General features: G+C 72.5%; 16 protein-coding genes and 1 riboswitch. Of the genes, 3 read left to right on the top strand and 13 right to left on the bottom strand.

Going from position 1 to position 18,811, the window contains the following annotated elements; translation table 11 throughout:
- Positions 1-141: 141 nt before the first annotated feature.
- Complete coding sequence (locus tag ACF053_RS27010) at positions 142-897, bottom strand: CPBP family intramembrane glutamic endopeptidase (protein ID WP_391956396.1); 756 nt, start codon at positions 895-897, stop codon at positions 142-144.
- Positions 898-1,251: 354 nt separating this feature from the next.
- Positions 1,252-2,775, bottom strand: coding sequence for a glutamate-cysteine ligase family protein (locus ACF053_RS27015; RefSeq protein WP_391956379.1), 1,524 nt, complete (start codon positions 2,773-2,775; stop codon positions 1,252-1,254).
- 493 nt (positions 2,776-3,268) lie between these two features.
- Here ACF053_RS27015 and ACF053_RS27020 point away from each other — a divergent pair, with 493 nt between their 5' ends.
- On the top strand, positions 3,269-3,862 hold the full coding sequence (locus ACF053_RS27020; protein ID WP_391956380.1) for a hypothetical protein: 594 nt from the start codon (positions 3,269-3,271) through the stop codon (positions 3,860-3,862).
- Positions 3,863-4,184: 322 nt separating this feature from the next.
- Positions 4,185-4,391 (top strand): DUF5999 family protein, encoded by a 207-nt coding sequence (locus ACF053_RS27025; protein ID WP_058941229.1) that lies wholly within the window; start codon positions 4,185-4,187, stop codon positions 4,389-4,391.
- 158 nt (positions 4,392-4,549) lie between these two features.
- Here ACF053_RS27025 and gcvP read toward each other — a convergent pair whose 3' ends face one another.
- A complete protein-coding gene (gene gcvP, locus ACF053_RS27030; RefSeq protein ID WP_391956381.1) occupies positions 4,550-7,435 on the bottom strand; it encodes an aminomethyl-transferring glycine dehydrogenase in 2,886 nt (961 codons plus the stop codon).
- Positions 7,436-7,621: 186 nt separating this feature from the next.
- A riboswitch (glycine riboswitch) is annotated at positions 7,622-7,720 on the bottom strand.
- Between the two features lie 113 nt (positions 7,721-7,833).
- Between gcvP and ACF053_RS27035 the strand changes: the two genes are divergently transcribed.
- Positions 7,834-8,223 (top strand): PRC-barrel domain-containing protein, encoded by a 390-nt coding sequence (locus ACF053_RS27035; protein ID WP_391956382.1) that lies wholly within the window; start codon positions 7,834-7,836, stop codon positions 8,221-8,223.
- Here the strand turns inward: ACF053_RS27035 and ACF053_RS27040 are convergent.
- The 10 genes from ACF053_RS27040 to ACF053_RS27085 form a co-directional block, all read right to left on the bottom strand.
- Positions 8,127-9,800: a DNA polymerase IV gene (locus ACF053_RS27040; protein WP_391956383.1), complete on the bottom strand. Its 1,674-nt coding sequence runs from the start codon at positions 9,798-9,800 to the stop codon at positions 8,127-8,129. The genes ACF053_RS27035 and ACF053_RS27040 overlap by 97 nt on opposite strands.
- A 62-nt stretch (positions 9,801-9,862) precedes the next feature.
- The gene (locus ACF053_RS27045) at positions 9,863-10,456 is read right to left on the bottom strand and encodes a MerR family transcriptional regulator (protein ID WP_391956384.1); all 594 of its coding nucleotides are present in this window, start codon (positions 10,454-10,456) and stop codon (positions 9,863-9,865) included.
- A 270-nt stretch (positions 10,457-10,726) separates the two neighbouring features.
- The gene (locus tag ACF053_RS27050) at positions 10,727-11,200 is read right to left on the bottom strand and encodes a bifunctional nuclease family protein (protein ID WP_058941224.1); all 474 of its coding nucleotides are present in this window, start codon (positions 11,198-11,200) and stop codon (positions 10,727-10,729) included.
- A gap of 53 nt (positions 11,201-11,253) precedes the next feature.
- Positions 11,254-12,003 (bottom strand): transcriptional regulator FtsR, encoded by a 750-nt coding sequence (gene ftsR / locus ACF053_RS27055; RefSeq protein ID WP_391956385.1) that lies wholly within the window; start codon positions 12,001-12,003, stop codon positions 11,254-11,256.
- A 39-nt stretch (positions 12,004-12,042) separates the two neighbouring features.
- Entirely contained in the window at positions 12,043-12,945 is a 903-nt protein-coding gene (locus tag ACF053_RS27060; RefSeq protein ID WP_391956397.1) for an FHA domain-containing protein, read from the bottom strand.
- 226 nt (positions 12,946-13,171) lie between these two features.
- Positions 13,172-13,966 carry a DUF881 domain-containing protein gene (locus ACF053_RS27065; RefSeq protein WP_391956386.1) on the bottom strand — a complete coding sequence of 265 codons (795 nt, stop codon included), beginning with the start codon at positions 13,964-13,966 and terminating at the stop codon, positions 13,172-13,174.
- 5 nt (positions 13,967-13,971) lie between these two features.
- Positions 13,972-14,304 (bottom strand): small basic family protein, encoded by a 333-nt coding sequence (locus ACF053_RS27070; RefSeq protein ID WP_003970459.1) that lies wholly within the window; start codon positions 14,302-14,304, stop codon positions 13,972-13,974.
- The gene (locus tag ACF053_RS27075) at positions 14,301-15,230 is read right to left on the bottom strand and encodes a DUF881 domain-containing protein (RefSeq protein ID WP_391956387.1); all 930 of its coding nucleotides are present in this window, start codon (positions 15,228-15,230) and stop codon (positions 14,301-14,303) included. The genes ACF053_RS27070 and ACF053_RS27075 overlap by 4 nt, the downstream gene beginning before the upstream one ends.
- 149 nt (positions 15,231-15,379) lie before the next feature.
- Entirely contained in the window at positions 15,380-17,875 is a 2,496-nt protein-coding gene (locus ACF053_RS27080; RefSeq protein ID WP_391956388.1) for a sugar phosphate nucleotidyltransferase, read from the bottom strand.
- Positions 17,876-17,986: 111 nt separating this feature from the next.
- Positions 17,987-18,595: a CDP-alcohol phosphatidyltransferase family protein gene (locus ACF053_RS27085; protein WP_391956389.1), complete on the bottom strand. Its 609-nt coding sequence runs from the start codon at positions 18,593-18,595 to the stop codon at positions 17,987-17,989.
- Positions 18,596-18,811: the final 216 nt, after the last annotated feature.

Genomic DNA, 18,811 nt, shown 5'->3' on the forward strand with positions numbered 1-18,811 from the left:
CCGGCCCCGGGGGGCCCGACCGGCCCGCGCCCCGGCCGGCCCGCGCCCCCGACCAGGCCGGCCGGCCTCAGCGCGTGACCGGTTCCCCGGCCGGGGCCGCGGCCCCGCCACGCGCCCGGCCCCGGGGCCCGCCGCCCGCTCTCACGGCGCCGTGGGCAGCCAGTCCACCTCGCCCGCCAGCAGCCCGTACCCGACGAAGGCCACGATGTCGAGCAGCGCGTGCGCCACGACCAGCGGGCCGACCCGCCCCCACCGGCGGTACAGCAGCACGAAGACCACTCCCATGACCAGGTTCCCGATGAACCCGCCGATGCCCTGGTACAGGTGGTACGAGCCGCGCAGCACCGAGCTGGCCACCAGCGCCGCCATGGGGGACCACCCCAGTTGCCCGAGCCTGCGCAGCAGGTAGCCGACGACGACGACCTCCTCCACCACGGAGTTCTGGATCGCCGAGAGGACCAGCACGGGGTACTTCCACCACTCCGCCGGCAGCGCTTCGGGCACCACGGTGAGGTTGATGCCGATGCCGCGCGCCACCAGGTAGAAGGCGAGGCCGGCGCTGCCGATGCCGGCGGCGACGAGCGCGCCGCGCCGCAGGTCGGGCCCCGGTCTGCGGCGGTCGAAGCCGATCGCCCGCAGCCCGGCGCCCTCCCGCAGCAGCAGGTGGGCGACGAGGACCACCGGCACGAGCGCGGTGGCCACGGAGAACAACTGCCAGGCGAGGTCCAGCCAGGGCCGCCCCGGCGCGTACGAGCCGTTGAGGGTGGCCGCCTGCTCCTTCAGCCCGCCCGGCCTGGTCAGCGATCCGACGAAGCTGATCAGCGAGGAGACCGCGCTGGCGCCGAGGGAGAGCGCGAGCACGATCAGCGTCTCGGAGCGCAGGGTCCCGGGCCCGATCCCGGTCGGCGGGTCGCCGGCCGCCCCGCTCGTCCGTTCCGCATCTGTCCGCACGCGCGCCTCCCGTCGTGGTCTCGCGCCGTCCAGCTTGCCCGACGGCCGCGGGAGGCGCGCGGACGGGTCCCGCCACGCCCCGGCCCGGCCCGGCCCTGACACCACCGCCACGCCCCGGCCCCGGAACGCCCTGATGACACGGACCCGGCACAGCCGGTACGCCACGCGACGCCACGGAGGCACGGCCCAGCGCCGACGCGTACCCGGCACGGCCCCGGAGCTCCCGGACGCCACGGGCCACGGCGCGCCGCGGCGCCCCGTCCGGGAGCAGGCCCCCGCGGGTGCCCCGGGGCGCGCGCCTCAGGGGGTCCGCTGCGGGTACCGCTCCGGGAAGCCGGCGGGCCAGGTGTGGACCGGTTCGCCGGTCATCGCGAGCTCCCGGTAACGGCGGGCGGTGGCCGCGAGCGCCGCCTCCCGGTCGAGGCCCGCCTCCTGCGCCCGGTGGAACGTCCCGACCTGCCAGGAAGCGCCGTTGACACGGCGGCGGCAGCGTTCCTCGATGAGCCCGAGGCACCGGTCGCGGTCGCCGGCCTCGATGCCCCACGCGTCGAGGCCCGCAGCGGCGAGCGGCAGCAGCTCGTCCCGTACGAGCTTCACCGCGGGCACGACGGTCACGCCGCCGCCGCGGCCGGGGCGGGGCCAGCGCAGCTCGGCGTCGATGCCGTGGCGGCACGCGGCGTCGAAGTTGGCGGAGGCGTCGGCGAAGTCCATCCGCCGCCACACCGGCCGGGGGTCCTCGGCGAGGGCGCGGACCAGTCCGTAGTAGAAGGCCGCGTTGGCGACCACGTCGTCGACCGTGGGCCCCGCGGGCAGCACCCGGTTCTCCACCCGCAGGTGCGGGACGCCGTCCACGACGTCGTACACGGGGCGGTTCCAACGGTAGACGGTGCCGTTGTGCAGGACGAGCTCCCGGAGGGAGGGGACGCCCCCGTCGTCGAGCACCCGCAGCGGGTCCTCGTCGTCGCAGAGCGGCAGGAGCGCGGGGAAGTACCGCAGGTTCTCCTCGAACAGCTCGTACGCCGAATCCACCCAGCGCTCCCCGAACCAGGTCCGCGGCCGGACGCCCTGCGCCTGCAGCTCGGGCGGGCGCGTGTCGGTGGCCTGCTGGAAGAGGGGCGGGCGGGTCTCCCGCCACAGCTCGCGGCCGAAGAGGAAGGGAGAGTTGGCGCCGACGGCGATCTGCACGGCGGCGACCGCCTGCGCGGCGTTCCACACGGCGGCGAAGCGCTCCGGGGTGACCTGGAGGTGCAGTTGGACGGAGGTGCAGGCGGCCTCCGGCGTGATGGAACCGGCGGTGCAGCTGAGCCGCTCGACACCGTCGATCTCCAGGGCGAAGTCCTCGCCGCGCGCGGCCACCATCTGGTCGTTCAGCAACATGTAGCGGTCGACGTCGCTGATGTTGACGAGGTCGACGTCGCCGCGGGTGAGCGTCGGCAGGATGCCGATCATCAGGATCCCGGCGCCCAGCTCCTCGGCCTTGCGGTGAGCGTATCCGAGGCCGGTGCGGAGTTCCTCGGCCAGCTGGGAGAAAACGTGCCCGGAGAGCCGGTGCGGGGCCACGTTCACTTCCAGGTTGAACAATCCGAGTTCGGTTTGGAAATCACCGCTGGCGATGCGCTCCAGGACCCGTCCGTTCATCATGCGGGGCAGGCCGTCGGCCCCCGTGAGATTCAGTTCTATCTCCAGCCCCATGAGATTCCTGGGCCGGTCGAACCGTTTCTCCGCGAGGAGCCGTTCCAGGGCCTCCAGGCAGCTCCCGAGCTTCCTGCGGTACCTCTGCCGATCGGCCAGGTCGAACCCGACGGCCACGACCTTCTCCCCCATCGAAGCGTCCCTCCTCGAGTGGGCGGCACGCGGCGTCGCCGCTCGTGTCACGGACGATGATGCCCACCCCGGCGGATCCGTAACGCCCCCACGGAGAGGCCTTCGCCACTAAGCTGGCCGGGTCGGTCGTCCGGCACATTCCGGAGGCATGGCGGGGCTAGCAGATCTCCCCGCCCGGCGCGGCGGAATGGGGCGGCGAGATTCGGCCTTCCGAGCCGTGGGCAACATTGCAGGTATCGACTGCGGGGCACCGGATAATCCCCCGGAAAAGGCAACGTATCCGAGACGCGATGCGACCTTGACGGACTTCTCGGCGACAGGTAGCGGAAACACGGCGTGAACATTTGTCGTATAAACTCCGCGGACGAGGCTGAGACCCGGCGCCCCGGCATGGTGCCGTGGGCCCTCCACGGCCCCGTCGCTGACAGCGCCGTCCGCACCCGCACCCACGCAGGCTCCACCCCCCTGTCTCTTGATTGAGAGGCGACCCACCATGCCGCTCCACGTCTCCCAGGCGCCCGTGCCTGCCCTGCACAGTGTCCTCGCGGCCCTGGGCTCCCCCGCCCTCCGCGAGTCCAGCACCCCCGCCCTGCGCTCCGTACAGGGCCCGCTCGCCGCCGAACTCCCGCTGCCCGTCCACGTGCTGGACGTCGCCGCGCCGACGGTCGGTCCCGCGGGGGCGCCCCGTACCCGGCTCGCCGGATGGCGGTTCATGATCCGCGGCGGCGACCTCTCCCTCGCCGCCGCGGACGTCCTGTGCACCACCGGGGGATGGGCGTTCTCGCACTTCTTCGAGGGCCCCTACATCGCCTCGACGGAACGGGCCCTGCGCCAGGCCGAGGACTCCGGCTCGCCCTGGCAGCCGCGGCTGCTGTCGGTGCCCGAGCTGTACATGCTGACGCTCTGGCTGCACGGGGACACGGCCGCCGACCCGGCCGAGGGCTCCCCCGACCCGGCCGACGTGCTCATTCCGCTGGCGCCCGCCCCGCCCGGGATCGCCGCGCACCGCCCGCACCGCGTGGCGGACCTGCTGCCCCGGCTGACCGTCCGGCTCGCCCCGCCGCCGCTGCTCGGCTCGACCGCCTGACCCGGCACCCCGGCGCCCGCACCACCCGCCCCTCCGGTGCCCCACGTCCCCCGCGGGACGTGGGGCACTCGCGTACGCCCCGTGGCCCGTACGGACTAGTCCGCCCCGGCCAGTGCGAACCACCCGAACGGACGGGGTGGTCACGTTGAACCATCCGCGCGGGTGATACGTCCTTCACCAGTAGGAAGAGCTGCCGCGAAATCCCTGCGGAATCAGCCCCGCGGGGCAACACTGGAACCGACCGATCGGAAGACGGGGGGCGGCCATGAGCACCGCATCGAGCCGCAGGACAGACTCCACACCGCAGCGAAAGATCCCAGCCATGTGCCAGCACCAGCCATCCTGCCCGAACGCCGACTCAGCCGACCGGGAGGCCGCGCGCGTCGTGGCGCACCACCCGGAGCAGGGCTGGAGCCTGCTGTGCAACGGCGTCCTCCTCTTCGAGGACACCGGGGAGCTGCTGCCGGACGGGAAGATCATCGCGCCGCACCGGCCGCTCACCGCGGCGCGCGTGGCGACGGCGGCGTAGGCGGCGCCGAGGACACGACGAGGGGCCGGTACGGAGGTGGTTCACCTCCGTACCGGCCCCGACGCGTGCGCGCGGTCAGCCGCCGCCCGCGACACCCGCCGGCGTGCGCGCGGTCAGCCGCCGCCCGCGACGCCGACCCGCGGCCGCCGTGTGTCCGCTCAGCCGTCGTACTCGTCGAGCGGCGGGCAGGAGCAGACGAGGTTGCGGTCACCGAAGGCGCCGTCGATCCTGCGCACCGGCGGCCAGTACTTGTCCGCCGCCGTGACGCCGGCCGGGAAGACGGCCTCCTCGCGGCTGTACGCGTGGTCCCAGTCGCCACCGAGCGCGGCCGCGGTGTGCGGGGCGTTGCGGAGCGGGTTGTCGTCGGCCGGCCAGGTCCCCGAGGCGACCTTCTCGATCTCGCCGCGGATCGCGATCATCGTGTCGCAGAAGCGGTCGAGCTCGGTGAGGTCCTCGCTCTCGGTCGGCTCGATCATCAGCGTCCCGGCGACCGGGAAGGACATGGTCGGCGCGTGGAAGCCGTAGTCGATCAGCCGCTTCGCGATGTCGTCGACGCTCACCCCGGTCGCCTTCGCCAGCGGGCGCAGGTCGATGATGCACTCGTGCGCGACGAGCCCGGCCGGGCCGGTGTACAGGACCGGGTAGTGCGGCTCCAGGCGCTTGGCGATGTAGTTCGCCGCGAGGACGGCGACCTGCGTGGCCCGCTTGAGGCCCTCGCCGCCCATGAGCCGTACGTACGCCCAGGAGATCGGCAGGATGCCGGCCGAGCCCCACGGGGCCGCCGAGACGGGGCCGACCCCGGTCTCCGGGCCCGCGGCGGGCTGGAGCGGGTGGTTCGGCAGGTACGGGGCGAGGTGCGAGCGCACCGCGACCGGTCCGACGCCCGGGCCGCCGCCGCCGTGCGGGATGCAGAACGTCTTGTGCAGGTTCAGGTGCGACACGTCGCCGCCGAACTTGCCCGGCCGGGCCAGGCCGACGAGCGCGTTGAGGTTGGCGCCGTCGACGTACACCTGGCCGCCGGCCTCGTGGACCTGGGCGCAGATGTCGGCGACGTGCTCCTCGAACACGCCGTGCGTCGACGGGTAGGTGATCATCAGGACGGACAGCTCGTCGCGGTACTGCTCGATCTTGGCCCGCAGGTCCTCGACGTCGATCTCGCCGTCGTCGGCGGTCCTCACGACGACGACCTTCATGCCGGCCATGACGGCGGACGCGGCGTTGGTGCCGTGCGCCGAGGACGGGATGAGGCAGACCGTGCGCTGCGTGTCGCCGTTGGCGCGGTGGTAGGCGCGCACGGCGAGGAGACCGGCCAGCTCGCCCTGCGAACCGGCGTTCGGCTGGAGCGACACCTTGTCGTAGCCGGTGACCTCGGCGAGGCGCTCCTCCAGCTCGCGGATGAGCGTGAGGTAGCCCTGCGCCTGCTCCGCGGGGGCGAAGGGGTGCAGCTGACCGAACTCCGGCCAGGTGACCGGCTCCATCTCCGTGGTGGCGTTCAGCTTCATCGTGCAGGAGCCGAGCGGGATCATGCCGCGGTCCAGCGCGTAGTCGCGGTCGGCGAGCCGGCGCAGGTAGCGGAGCATCGACGTCTCGGAGCGGTACGCGTGGAACACCGGGTGCGTCAGGTACGCGTCGGTGCGCAGCAGGGCCGCGGGCAGCGCGTCGGCGGTCTCGGCGTCGAGGGCCTCGATGTCGCCGCGCACGCCGAAGGCGTCCCAGACGGCCGCGAGCTGGGCGCGGCCGGTGGTCTCGTCGCAGGAGACGGAGACGTGGTCGGCGTCGACCTGGTGGATGTTGACACCGCCCTCGCGGGCGGCGGCGACGACCTGGGCGGCGGCGCCGGGCACCCGCGCGGTGACCGTGTCGAAGAAGGTGTCGTGGACGACCTCGACGCCGCCGGCGCGCAGCCCGGCCGCGAGGATCGCCGCGTACCGGTGGGTGCGCAGGGCGATGCCCTTCAGCCCGTCGGGGCCGTGGTAGACGGCGTACATGCCGGCCATGACGGCGAGGAGCACCTGCGCGGTGCAGATGTTGCTCGTGGCCTTCTCGCGGCGGATGTGCTGCTCGCGGGTCTGCAGGGCGAGGCGGTAGGCACGGTTGCCGTCGACGTCGACGGAGACGCCCACGAGGCGGCCGGGCAGGCTGCGGGCGAAGGTGTCGCGCACGGCCATGTAGCCGGCGTGCGGGCCGCCGAAGCCCATCGGCACGCCGAAGCGCTGGGTCGTGCCGACGGCGATGTCGGCGCCCAGCTCCCCGGGCGGGGTGAGGAGCGTCAGCGCGAGCAGGTCGGCGGCGACGGTGACGACGGCGCCGAGCTCGTGCGCGGCGTCGACGAGCGGCTTGAGGTCGCGGACGGCACCGGAGGCGCCCGGGTACTGGAGCAGCACGCCGAAGACGCCCCGCTCGGCGACCTCGGCGGGGATGCCCCCGCTCAGGTCCGCGACGACGACCTCGACACCGGTGGGCTCGGCGCGGGTCTCGATGACGGCGATGGTCTGCGGCAGGGCGTCGGCGTCGACCAGGAAGACGCCGTTCTTGACCTTGCCGACGCGCCGGGCCAGGGACATGGCCTCGGCGGCGGCGGTGCCCTCGTCGAGGAGGGACGCGCCGGAGGTGGGCAGGCCCGTCAGGTCGGCGACCACGGTCTGGAAGTTCAGCAGCGCCTCGAGACGGCCCTGCGAGATCTCCGGCTGGTACGGGGTGTACGCCGTGTACCAGGCGGGGTTCTCCATGACGTTGCGGAGGATGACCGGCGGGGTGAAGGTGCCGTAGTACCCGAGGCCGATCATCGGGGCCAGCACCTGGTTGCGGTCCGCGAGGGAGCGCAGTTCGGCGAGGACCTCCGCCTCGGTGCGGGCCTCGGGCAGGCCCAGGGCCTCGGCGCTCTTGATCACGTCCGGCACCGCGGCCGCCGTGAGCTCGTCGAGCGAGCCGTAGCCGACCTGGGCGAGCATCTTGGCGCGGGCCTCGTCGTCAGGGCCGATGTGGCGCTGCTCGAAGGGGATGCCTCGCTCGAGCTGGGAGAGCGGGGTGCGGTTGGCGGTCATGTACGGGGGCCTCCTGGTCGTAGCGACCTGCGAGGGGCACCTCGGCGCGGGTGCCCGGACGGCCTCCCCCTCTGTCATCTCAACCTGAGAGTTTCGCCGTGCGCGCACCCCGACGGGAGGCGGCACGGCTTTCACCGTCGGTGAGAGCGGGTGCCGTCCGACGCCCGCCCTGCTTTCCAGAGTGACCTCGTCCGCGCGGTACAGGGGCCTGAGAGATTCCGGGGAGGATTTGCTCCTTCGGCGCCTCCGGAAGTCTTCTCCGGAGGACTCTCCCGCGCGGGGTCAGCGGCCGATGCCAGCCTACCAGCGACGTTCCGGGGCGATCCCTCGAGTGGCCGAGGTCACGGTTGTGCCCTTTCGTAGTGTTCACGGCACCGTTGTGACCGGCTGGAGGAACCGTGCAGAGCGACATCGACCCGCGCAGCCTGATCGGGCGCAAGGCGTTCGACCGCGACGGCCGCAAGATCGGAACGGTGGACGAGGTGTACCTCGACGACGCGACGGGCGTGCCGGAGTGGGCCGCCGTGCGCACCGGCCTCTTCGGTCGCGACGCCTTCGTCCCCCTGGAACCCAGCGACCTCGTCGGCGACGGCCTGCGCGTCCCCTACGAACGGGCCCTCGTCAAGGACGCGCCGGACTTCGGCGTGGGGCGGCACCTCTCCCCGGAGCAGGAGGTGCAGCTGTACCGCCACTACGGCATCGCCCTGCCGCCCGCGCCCTCCCCCGGGCCGCCGCCCGCCGCCCCGCCGCCGGAGCGGGAGGTGGGCGGCCCCGCGGGCGGGGGCTGACCGCCCGGTACCAGCGGCAGCGGGTCGGAGGGCTCGAGCTCGGGGTCGTCCGTGCGGAAGGTGCGCACCCGGCCCGGAGCCGATCCGGGGTGCTCGAACCGCACGGTGACCCGCCCGAGCCCGCTTCCCTGCACCCAGCCGGGTCCGTGGACGGCGTGCCGGACGTCGGCGCCGGCGGCCCACCGCCGCTCGGCGGTCGGCGCCGGACCCTCCTCGCCGGGCCCCGAGCTCCCGGCTCCCGTGCCGGACGCCCCGGGCGCGGGCGTCGGTCCGCCTCCCTCCTCCGGGAGCCCACCGCCCGGATGCGACGCCCCGCCGCCCGCGTCCGCGCCTCCGGCCGGCCCCCGACCGTCGGGCGGCGTCGTACCGCCGGGTGCCACCGCGCCTCCGGGCGCCGTCCCGGGGCCGCCCGCGGGCGGCCGCGGGGCGTCGGCTGCCGCACGGCCCGCGCCCGTGGCGCTCTCCTTACCGGCGGCGGCCCGGCCGACGGCCGGGGCCTCCCCGACGGCCGCCTGGGCGAACAGGTCCTCCTGCGTGTAGTCGGCCAGACCGGTCACGCCGACCCCGAGCAACCGGACGCCGCCGGTGGTGTCCACGGCGTCGAGCAGCCGGGCGGCGGCCTCGCGGACCACGACCGGGTCGTCGGTCGGCCCGCGCAGCGTCTCGGAGCGGGTCAGCGTCGAGAAGTCGTACCGCCGCACCTTCAACACCACCGTCCGGCCCGAGCGCCCCGCGTCCCGCAGCCGGCGCACGCACCGCTCGGCGAGCCGCTCGACCTCCCAGCGCACGCGCACCCGGTCGTGGAGGTCGACGTCGAAGGTGTCCTCCACGGAGACGGACTTGGCGTCGCGCTCCGCCACCACCGGCCGGTCGTCGTGCCCCAGGGCCATGGCGTACAGGGACGCTCCGTGCGCCCGGCCGAGGAGCCGGACGAGCTCGTCCTCACCGGCCTCGGCCAGGTCGGCCACCGTCGTCATGCCGGCCCGCCGCAGGTGCTCTCCGGTGGCCGGGCCGACACCGGGCAGCGTGCGCACGCCCATCGGCGCCAGCAGCTCGCGCTCCGTGCCGGGCTCGATGAGCACCAGGCCGTCCGGCTTGGCCTCCTCCGAGGCGATCTTCGCGAGCATCTTGGAGCCCGCGAGCCCCACGGAACCCGTCACGCCCGTCACGGCGTGGATGTCGGCGCGCAACCGCTCCCCGACCGCGCGCGCCGTGGCGGCGTCGTACGCCGCTCCCCCGGCCTCCAAATCCACGAACGCCTCGTCGAGGCTCAGCGGCTCGACGAGCGGCGAGAGCCTGCCGAGCAGCTCCATGACCTGCCCGCTCACCGTCCGGTAGACGGCGAAGCGCGGTACGAGGTACGCGGCGTTGGGCGCGAGCCGCCGGGCCTGCGCCATCGGCATGGCCGACCGCACTCCGAACGGCCGCGCCTCGTAGGACGCGGTGGCGACGACGCCGCGGGGACCGAGACCGCCCACGATGACGGGCTTGCCGCGCAGGCTCGGCTTCGCCGCCTGTTCGACGGCGGCGAAGAACGCGTCCATGTCCAGGTGCAGGATGGTCGGCGCGGCTCTCACACCACCGATGCTGCCCTACACCACTGACAATCGCCCGCACACACGTACGACCGCACGCGGGGTCATACCGCCTTGTCGCGCCTGCGCCGGGCCAGCTCGTCGGCGGGGTTGTGCCGCACGAGGGTCTCCCCCGTGTCGACGCGCTCGCCGTGCAGCTGCGACAGCGCAGCCTCCACGTCCCGCCAGACCACGCCGACCGCGATCCCGAAGATGCCCTGGCCCCCCTGGAGGAGGTCGACGACCTCGTCCGGCGACGAGCACTCGTAGACCGTCGCGCCGTCGCTCATGAGCGTCATCCGCTCCAGGTCGTCCAGCCCGCGGTCCTGCAGGTGCTGGACCGCCGCCCTGATGTTCTGCAGGGCGACACCGGTGTCCAGGAACCTCTTGACGATCTTCAGGACGACGACGTCCCGGAAGCTGTAGAGGCGCTGCGTGCCCGATCCGTACGCCGGCCGCACGCTCGGCTCGACCAGTCCCGTACGGGCCCAGTAGTCGAGCTGCCGGTAGGTGATGCCCGCCGCCGCACAGGCGGTGGGCCCCCGGTAACCGATGACGTCGGTCGTCGCGTCGGTCGCACTGCCGTGAAGCGGATGCGGCCCGCTCCCGCCCGGACTCCGCCCGGGGAGACCCCCTGCCGCACCGTCGCCGCTGCTCATCACGCCGACCCTCCGTCCTTGACCTGCCACATCGACGGTAGGCAGTCCCCAGGGGTGCGTCAACGATCGCCACACTCGCCACGCCGAGTGATAATCACCCTGAGAGTGGTTTGGCGTGACCGATTTCCGGGAAACGCTACTCGAATGCGCCGGAAGCGCTGACTGCGCCCCCGTGAGCCGTCGCGAGCGACCCCCGCGCGCCCCCTCCGCCGCCGAGGGCGGCATCCGCCCGGACGGGCGGACGACCGCTACGGACGGGCACCGGGCGGGTCACTGGTTGCTGGTGCCGAAGTCCTCCGGAGAGATCTGGTCGAGGAACTCGCGGAACTTCTCCACCTCGTCCTCCTGCTCGTCCGGGATCGCGATGCCGGCGTCGTCGAGGACCCCGTCACTGCCGAAGATCGGCGTACCCGTGCGCAGGGCCAGCGCTATGGCGTCGGAGGGCCGCGCGCTCACCTCCACACCGCTGGCGAAGACCAGCTCCGCGTAGAAGACGCCTTCCCGCAGGTCCGTGATCCGGACCTCCGTGAGCTCCTGGCCCACGGCCTCGAGCACGTCCTTGAAGAGGTCGTGGGTGAGCGGCCTGGCGGGGGTCATCCCCTGCTGGGCGAAGGCGATCGCGGTCGCTTCCCCCGGGCCGATCCAGATCGGGAGGTAGCGGTCGCCTCCCACTTCCCGCAGGAGCACGATCGGCTGGTTGGAGGGCATTTCCACCCGGACACCGACAACATCGAGCTCGTTCACACAGCAACCCTAGGACGTGCCGCCCCGGTTTGGATAGTCGGGCTCCGCCGAGGTCAGGGGAACCGGACGCCGAGGGCCGCCCTGACCAGGGCCGCGTGCAGTCGGACGGAGAGCGTGGCCAGCTCCTTCACCGTCGCCTCGGCATGGGCGCGGGTCTGTGGGTTGCGGTGTCGGCGCTGCGGCGCGACGACCTGCTCCACCAGCCCCGCCTCCCGTTCGGCGGCGGCCTTCACGGCCCGCAGGTGGCGCGGCTCCAGCCCGTACCGGCCGAGCTCGGCGACGAGCTTCGCGACGGTCACCGCCTCCGCGTCGTAACCACCGTCCACACCCGGCGCGACCAGGCCGTACGCCTCCCACTCGGCGAGCTCCGCCTCCTGCGCCCCCACGGCGGCGAGCAGCTCGGCCCGGCCGACCCGGGCGGTCGGCGCCACCCCCTCCCCCGCCTCCCACGGGCCCGCCGCCTCGGGGGGCTCACCCGGCGCGGCCTGGGCGGGCAGGACGACCTGGTCGCCCCGCCCCAGGGCGTCCAGGTGCTCCCGGATGACCTTGAGCGGCAGGTAGTGGTCCCGCTGCATCCGCAGGATCAGCGCCAGCCGCTCCACGTCGTGCGGGCTGAACTTCCGGTACCCGGAGGCGGTCCGCTGCGGCTCGACGAGCCCCTCCGCCTCCAGGAACCGGATCTTGGAGATGGTGACCTCGGGGAACTCCTCGCGCAGCCGGTTGAGCACGGTGCCGATGCTCACCAGCCGGTCGCCCGCGTCGGCGGTGCCGTGACCGGCACCGCCCGTCGGTGTTCGCAGCATGGACCTTCCCTGGGGATCCCCCAGACGGGTCTGGAGGGGTCAGAAGCCCCGCTGGCTCCCGTAGAAGACCAGCCGGTACTTGCCGATCTGCACCTCGTCACCGTTGGTGAGCTGGACCGCGTCGATCGGCTCACGGTTGACATAGGTGCCGTTGAGGCTGCCGACGTCCGCGACGGTGAAGCTGCCGTCGGCCGCCCTGCGGAACTCCACGTGGCGACGCGACACGGTCACGTCGTCCAGGAAGATGTCGCTCTGCGGGTGGCGGCCGGCGGTCGTCAGGTCGCTGTCGAGGAGGAAGCGGCTGCCGGAGTTGGGGCCGCGCCGCACCACGAGCAGCGCCGAACCGAGGGGCAGCGCGTCCACGGCGGCCTGCGCCTCGGGCGACAGGGACGGGAGCGCCGTCTGGCCGGTGGTCTCGCTGTCGTAGGCCTCGAGGCCCGAGATCGAGATCGTGGACGTCGTCTCGGACGCGCGCTCCGCCGGGGCGCCGCCACGCAGCGGGGCCCCGCAGTTGGAGCAGAACCGGCTCGTCTCGGCATTGCGGTGTCCGCACCGCGTACACACCGGCATGGACCCATCCTCCTGCCGCGGCTGTCCCGCGTGGACGCTGGTCGCGTACGGATCGGAACCTATGCGGCCGGGACCTGCGGGGTCAACAGAAGACGCGCCCTGTCCGCCCGTAATGTCACCACCCGGACCAGCGACCTCGTCCCGGAACAGCGGACGCTCCCCGCCCTGCTCCTCCCCGGACTGGCCGTGCCGCGGCGCACGGTGCTTGGCGCTGCCGCCGTCCTCGCGTGCGCTCTTGCCGAACAACTTCGCAAACAACTTCACGGGCGATTCCCCTTGAACGAAACAGACCCGCCCGTGGGGCAGGACGAACGCTGAATGAACACACCTGCCGACCCGGACACCTTCACAACGTCCGTATCCTCCGGACAGTTTCCACCACGCACCACTTTCGTGGTGCCTCGACCCCCCGCAACGTCCCGGCCAGGGTGGCCGATTCCAGATCTTGCCGGGCACGCGGCCGGCTCCGGCACCGACCCCGGTCTCCGACGCCTCCCCAGCCCTGCGGTCACGGGAGCTGCCCCCACTGCTTCGCCTCCCCTGTACGGCCCCGTCCCTCGGGCTTTCCCCCGCCGCGCGGCCCCCATGCGTGCCCGGCTCACTGCGGTGACGACCGAGCGTAGTCAGGCCGCTCCGCCGGTCGCAAGGCGTCGACAACGATCTTCTCCGACCGGGTCACCGTGGCTGTGGCCTGCTCCTTCTCCAGCGTCTGCACGATGCCGCCGGGAATGTTCAGCGCCGGCTCCAGGTCCTGCGGCCTGCCGATGACGTCGAACCGGTACGGCGCGCGGATCTTCCGCCCGTCCACCTGCACCGCCCCGGCCTCCCCGAAGAAGTACGTGTCGGCGACGACCCGGACGTCGTTGACCTGGATGGCCTCCGCGCCGGCCGCGCGCAGCTCCTGGATGGTGTCGAGCAGCTTGTCCGGCTCGACGGCCGTCATCGGGTCCTCGACGACGAAGGTGATGCCCGGTCCCTCGGCGGCCACCGTACCGGCCAGGACACCCAGCTGACGTTCCCTCTCCTGGGTCTGCCTGCGGGCCTCTTCCGCCTGGTCGGAACTGTTCTCCAGTTCGCGCCGCTGGGCCTCCAGGCGGGTCTTCTCGTCCTCCAGCCGCTGGCTGCGGTCGTCGAGCTCGTCCAGGATCCGTACGAGGTCCTCCTGGCGGGCACCCCGCAACGCCCCGTCGTCGCTCGTGGAGCGCACCTGGATGGCCAGCCCCAGACCGAGGCCGAACAGCAGCAGCGCGACGACGAGTTGGGCGCGGGTCAGGCGCGGCGGCCACAGGCCGGCGACGAGCCGCTGCCGTCCGGTCATACCCTCGGGGGGCGGTCCGGGTGCCTGCTGTGCCTGTGGGGGCTGTGCGTGTGGTGCGTGCTCTTCGTTGCTCATCGGCCTCACGCCCGGAACACGTGCCGACGAATGGCGGCGGCGTTGGAGAAGATCCGGATGCCGAGGACGACCACGACACCGGTGGAGAGCTGGGCGCCGACGCCCAGCTTGTCGCCGAGGAACACGATCAGCGCGGCGACGACGACGTTCGACAGGAAGGAGACGACGAAGACCTTGTCGACGAAGATCCCGTCCAGCATGGCCCGCAGACCGCCGAAGACCGCGTCGAGCGCCGCGACCACGGCGATCGGCAGGTAGGGCTCGACCACCGCCGGCACCTCGGGTCGGACCAACAGTCCGACCACGACTCCCACGACGAGGCCCAGTACGGCGATCACGATGTGCCCTTCCCTGTGTCTGCCGCGCCCCGCCCGTCACCCGTCCCGGTTCCGGAGGTCCTCGGCTGTGCTGTACGTACGATCAGGCTCGGCGCCGCCGGCAGGGTGACCCGGTCCTGGGCGGAGACGCTGCTGCGGATGCCGAAGTTCTCCTCCAGCGCGTGCAGGTAGCGGCCGTCCGCGCTGTCCTGGAACCGGGTGGCGAGCCGTTTCCCGTCCCCCACCGCGAGCACCGTGTACGGCGGTACCAGCGGTCTGTTGTCGACCAGTATGGCGTCACCCGCGGCCCTGATCGCGGACAGGGCGGTCAGCCGCTGCCCGTTGATCGCGACGGCCTCCGCCCCTGACTGCCACAGGCCGTTCACGATGCGTTGCATGTCGCGGTCGCGCACCCGCCCGGTGTCGGAGAAGCCGCTGCCCTCACGGGGCCCGTCGCCGCCCCGGTCGGTCTCCTTGGCGTCGTCGACGACGAGCCGGACCCCCGGACCGGTCACCTCGGTCGCGCCGGAGAGCAACGCGACCAGGCCGCCCTGGTCGCCGCCGTGCTGCTGGAGCGCGGCCCGCTGCCGCTCGCCGACCTCGCGGCGCAGCCGTTCGATGTCCGTTTCCAGTCCGTCGACGGCGGTCGTCTCGGCCTGGATGCGGTCGATGAGCTCCTCGCGCTCCTTCGCGACGACGGGCGCGGAGATCTGCGTCTGCGCGGCACCGAGCGTGACGACGGCGGCGGCGAGGACGAGCCCGGCGGCGAGGCCCAGTTTGGCCCGCAGTGTCCGCGGGAGTCCGCCGCCCTCGGCGGCACGGCGTGCGGACGCCTCCGCGTAGCCGTCGTCGAGCGCGTGGTCCATCACGTTGGTCAGCAGCGACATCGACGCGTCGGGACGCGGAGGCGGGGAGCCGGTGCTCCGAACGGGGGGCTGCTGCGACATGCCGCACATCGTCGCATGTCGCAGCGGTTACCGCCGAATGGCCCCACCGGTGTGGCGGGGGGCGGGGGGGGGGGGCCCCCCGCCCCGGGGGGGGGGGGGGGGGGGGGGGGCCCCCCCCCGGCACGGGGGTCATGCGGGGCGCGCGCGGCTCAGCGGCCGGCGCTGTCCACCACGGCGGCCCACTCGTCGAGGAGCGCCTGGGCCGACGCGTCGTCCGGGCCCTCGGCCCAGAGGTGGGTGACGGCCTCGGCCGGGTCGGGCAGGACCAGGACCCAGCGGCCGTCCGCCTCGACGACGCGGACGCCGTCGGTGGTGTCGACGTGCCGGTCGCCGGCGGCCTCGACGACCCGCCGCATGACCAGGCCCTTGACCGCCCACGGCGTCGCGAGGTCCCGGCGGAGCACGTGGGCCCGCGGGATCCGCGCGTCGATCTGGCTGAGGGTGAGCTGGGTGCGGGCGACGAGCCCGAGCAGCCGTACGAAGGCGGCCGTCCCGTCGAAGACGCTGCTGAACTCGGGAACGATGAACCCGCCCAGGCCGTCTCCACCGAAGATGGTGGATTCCTCACGGCCCACCCGGGTCAGGTCGTCGGGTGAGGTGGTCGTCCAGTCGACCTGCGTCCCGTGGTACGCGGCGACCTGCTCGGCGATCCGCGTCGTGGTGACGGGCAGCGCCACGCGTCCGCTGCGCCGTTCGGCAGCGACGAGGTCGAGCATGACCAGGAGGGCCCGGTCGTCCTCGATGATCCGGCCGCGCTCGTCGACGAGCGACAGCCGCTCGCCGACGGTGTCGAACCGTACGCCGAAGGCCGCGCGGGCGGAGGCCACGATCTCGCCGAGCCGTACGAGCCCGGCCCGGCGCGTCTCGGCGGACTCGGTGGGCCGCGACTCGTCGAGGCCGGGGTTGATGGTCAGCGAGTCGACACCGAGTCGCCCGAGGAGGCTGGGCAGGACGAGCCCGGCGCTGCCGTTGGAGGCGTCGACGACGACCTTCAGCCCGGCCTCGGCGACACCGGTGGTGTCCACGCTCCGCAGGAGGGCGCCGGTGTACTGGTCGAAGACGCTCGACGGGAAGTTGAGGTCGCCGATCTCGCCGGGGAAGGCTCGGCGGTACTCCTGGCGGGCGTAGACGCGGTCGAGCTTGCGCTGCTTGGCCTGGGAGAGGTCGGCGCCGCGCTCGTCGAAGAACATGATGTCGACGGAGTCGGGCACTCCGGGCGTGGTCCGGATCATGATGCCGCCGGCGCTGCCACGGGCGGTCTGCTGGCGGGCCACGGGGAGCGGCACGTTCTCCAGGTCGCGCACGTCGATGGCGCTGGCCTGGAGGGCCGAGATCACCGCCCGCTTGAGGGCGCGGGCACCGCGGGAGTGGTCCCGCGCCGTGGTGACGGTGGCGCCCTTCTTGAGGGTCGTGGCGTAGGCGCCGGCGAGCCGGACGGCGAGTTCGGGGGTGATCTCGACGTTGAGGACACCGGAGACGCCACGGGCGCCGAAGAGGTGCGCCTGGCCGCGGGACTCCCAGATGACGGAGGTGTTGACGAAGGCGCCGGCCTCGATCGTCTTGAACGGGTAGACCCGGACGTTGCCCTGCACGATCGATTCCTCACCGACGAGGCACTCGTCGCCGATGACGGCGCCGTCCTCGATGCGGGCGGCCCGCATGACGTCGGTGTTCTTGCCGATCACGCAGCCCCGGAGGTTGCTGTGCGGCCCGATGTAGACGTTGTCGTGAACAACCGCCTTGTGGAGGAAGGCGCCGCTCTTCACGACCACGTTGGAGCCGATGACCGTGTGCTCGCGGATCTCGACGTCGGCTTCCACCTTGGCGTAGTCACCGATGTAGATGGGGCCGCGGAGGACGGCGTCCGGGTGGACCTCTGCACCCTCGGCGACCCAGACGCCCGGGGAGATCTCGAAGCCGTCGAGTTCGACGTCGACCTTCCCTTCGAGGACGTCGGCCTGGGCCTTGACGTAGCTCTCGTGGGTGCCGACGTCCTCCCAGTAGCCCTCGGCGACGTAGCCGTAGATCGGCTTGCCTTCCTTCATCAGCTGCGGGAAGACGTCGCCGGACCAGTCGACGGGCACGTCGGGCTGGACGTAGTCGAAGACCTCGGGCTCCATGACGTAGATGCCCGTGTTCACGGTGTCGGAGAAGACCTGGCCCCAGGTGGGCTTCTCCAGGAACCGCTCGACGCGGCCTTCCTCGTCGACGATGGTGATGCCGAATTCCAGGGGGTTCGGGACCCGCGTCAGACAGACCGTGACCATGGCCCCCTTCTCCTTGTGGAAGGCGATCAGGTCGGTCAGGTCGAAGTCGGTGAGGGCGTCCCCGGAGATCACCACGAACGCGTCGTCCTTGAGGGCCTCTTCGGCGTTCTTGACGCTGCCGGCTGTGCCGAGTGGCTTCTCCTCGTTGGCGTAGCTGAGCTCCATCCCGAGCTCTTCGCCGTCGCCGAAGTAGTTCTTCACCAGCGAGGCGAGGAACTGCACGGTGACGACGGTCTCGGTGAGTCCATGCCTTTTGAGCAGCCGCAGCACGTGCTCCATGATCGGCCGGTTGGCGACCGGCAGGAGCGGCTTGGGCATGCTCGAGGTCATCGGGCGAAGTCTGGTTCCTTCGCCTCCGGCCATCACGACGGCCTTCATGTCGGAAGCGTCCTCCTTGCAGAGACGAGGGTCTAGCCGATATCACCCGTCTTTGCGTGGTCCTCTGACATCACACCGGTATCGCATTTCGCTTCGGCGTGGAAGACGGGGTCAATCGGTCGCGGTATCCGCTTTGACGAGTCGGCGGACCTGGACCACATAGAGGATCCCTGCCCACCAGTACAGACATGTACCCCATCCGGCGAAGGCCCACCCGAAAACTTCAGCGAGTGACGCAAGCCACGTCTCACCGTCGCTGAGCAGGAGCAGCGGGAAGGCATACATCAGGTTGAAGGTGGCGGCCTTGCCCAGGAAGTTCACCTGCGGCGGCGGATATCCGTGGCGCCGGAGGATTCCCACCATCACCAGCAGCATCGCCTCGCGGGCGAGGAGGGCCGCGGTGAGCCAGAGGGGGAGGATGTCACGCCAGGTGAGTCCGATGAGGGTGGAGAGGATGTAGAGGCGGTCGGCGGCCGGGTCGAGGATGCGCCCGAGGCTGCTGATCTGGTTCCAGCGCCTGGCGAGCTTGCCGTCGAGGTAGTCGCTGATGCCGCTGAGGGCCAGGACGAGAAGGGCCCAGCCGTCGCTGTTCGTCCCGTCGAACTCGGGGCGGAGGATGAGCCACAGGAAGAGCGGTACACCGATGAGCCGGGCCATGCTCAGGATGTTGGGGATGGTGAGGACCCGGTCCGTCTGAACGCGAGTCTCCTGTACCTCCACCCGGGGGCCTCCTGTGGGAACGTGCCGATGCTGCCCCCTGACCTTACCGTCAGCGCAGACCACCCGGTGCACGGGGTGGCCGGCGGCGAACGGTCCGGCGGGCCGTTTCACGGAAAGAAGGGGGTCCGGAAATGAGGAAAGCCCCGCACCATACGGTGCGGGGCTTCCCCAACAAATTGTTCGGCGGTGTCCTACTCTCCCACAGGGTCCCCCCTG

Source organism: Streptomyces kanasensis (assembly GCF_043077165.1).
In the GTDB taxonomy this organism is placed as follows: Bacteria; Actinomycetota; Actinomycetes; order Streptomycetales; family Streptomycetaceae; genus Streptomyces; species Streptomyces changanensis.

Excerpts from the sequence above, each read along its gene's own strand:
- ACF053_RS27065 (WP_391956386.1), bottom strand. The coding sequence starts at position 13,966 with ATGAGCAACGAAGAGCACGCACCACACGCACAGCCCCCACAGGCACAG.
- ACF053_RS27020 (WP_391956380.1), top strand. The coding sequence starts at position 3,269 with ATGCCGCTCCACGTCTCCCAGGCGCCCGTGCCTGCCCTGCACAGTGTC.
- gcvP (WP_391956381.1), bottom strand. The coding sequence starts at position 7,435 with ATGACCGCCAACCGCACCCCGCTCTCCCAGCTCGAGCGAGGCATCCCC.
- ACF053_RS27025 (WP_058941229.1), top strand. The coding sequence starts at position 4,185 with ATGTGCCAGCACCAGCCATCCTGCCCGAACGCCGACTCAGCCGACCGG.
- ACF053_RS27015 (WP_391956379.1), bottom strand. The coding sequence starts at position 2,775 with ATGGGGGAGAAGGTCGTGGCCGTCGGGTTCGACCTGGCCGATCGGCAG.
- ftsR (WP_391956385.1), bottom strand. The coding sequence starts at position 12,003 with ATGCTGCGAACACCGACGGGCGGTGCCGGTCACGGCACCGCCGACGCG.
- ACF053_RS27075 (WP_391956387.1), bottom strand. The coding sequence starts at position 15,230 with ATGTCGCAGCAGCCCCCCGTTCGGAGCACCGGCTCCCCGCCTCCGCGT.
- ACF053_RS27045 (WP_391956384.1), bottom strand. The coding sequence starts at position 10,456 with ATGAGCAGCGGCGACGGTGCGGCAGGGGGTCTCCCCGGGCGGAGTCCG.
- ACF053_RS27080 (WP_391956388.1), bottom strand. The coding sequence starts at position 17,875 with ATGAAGGCCGTCGTGATGGCCGGAGGCGAAGGAACCAGACTTCGCCCG.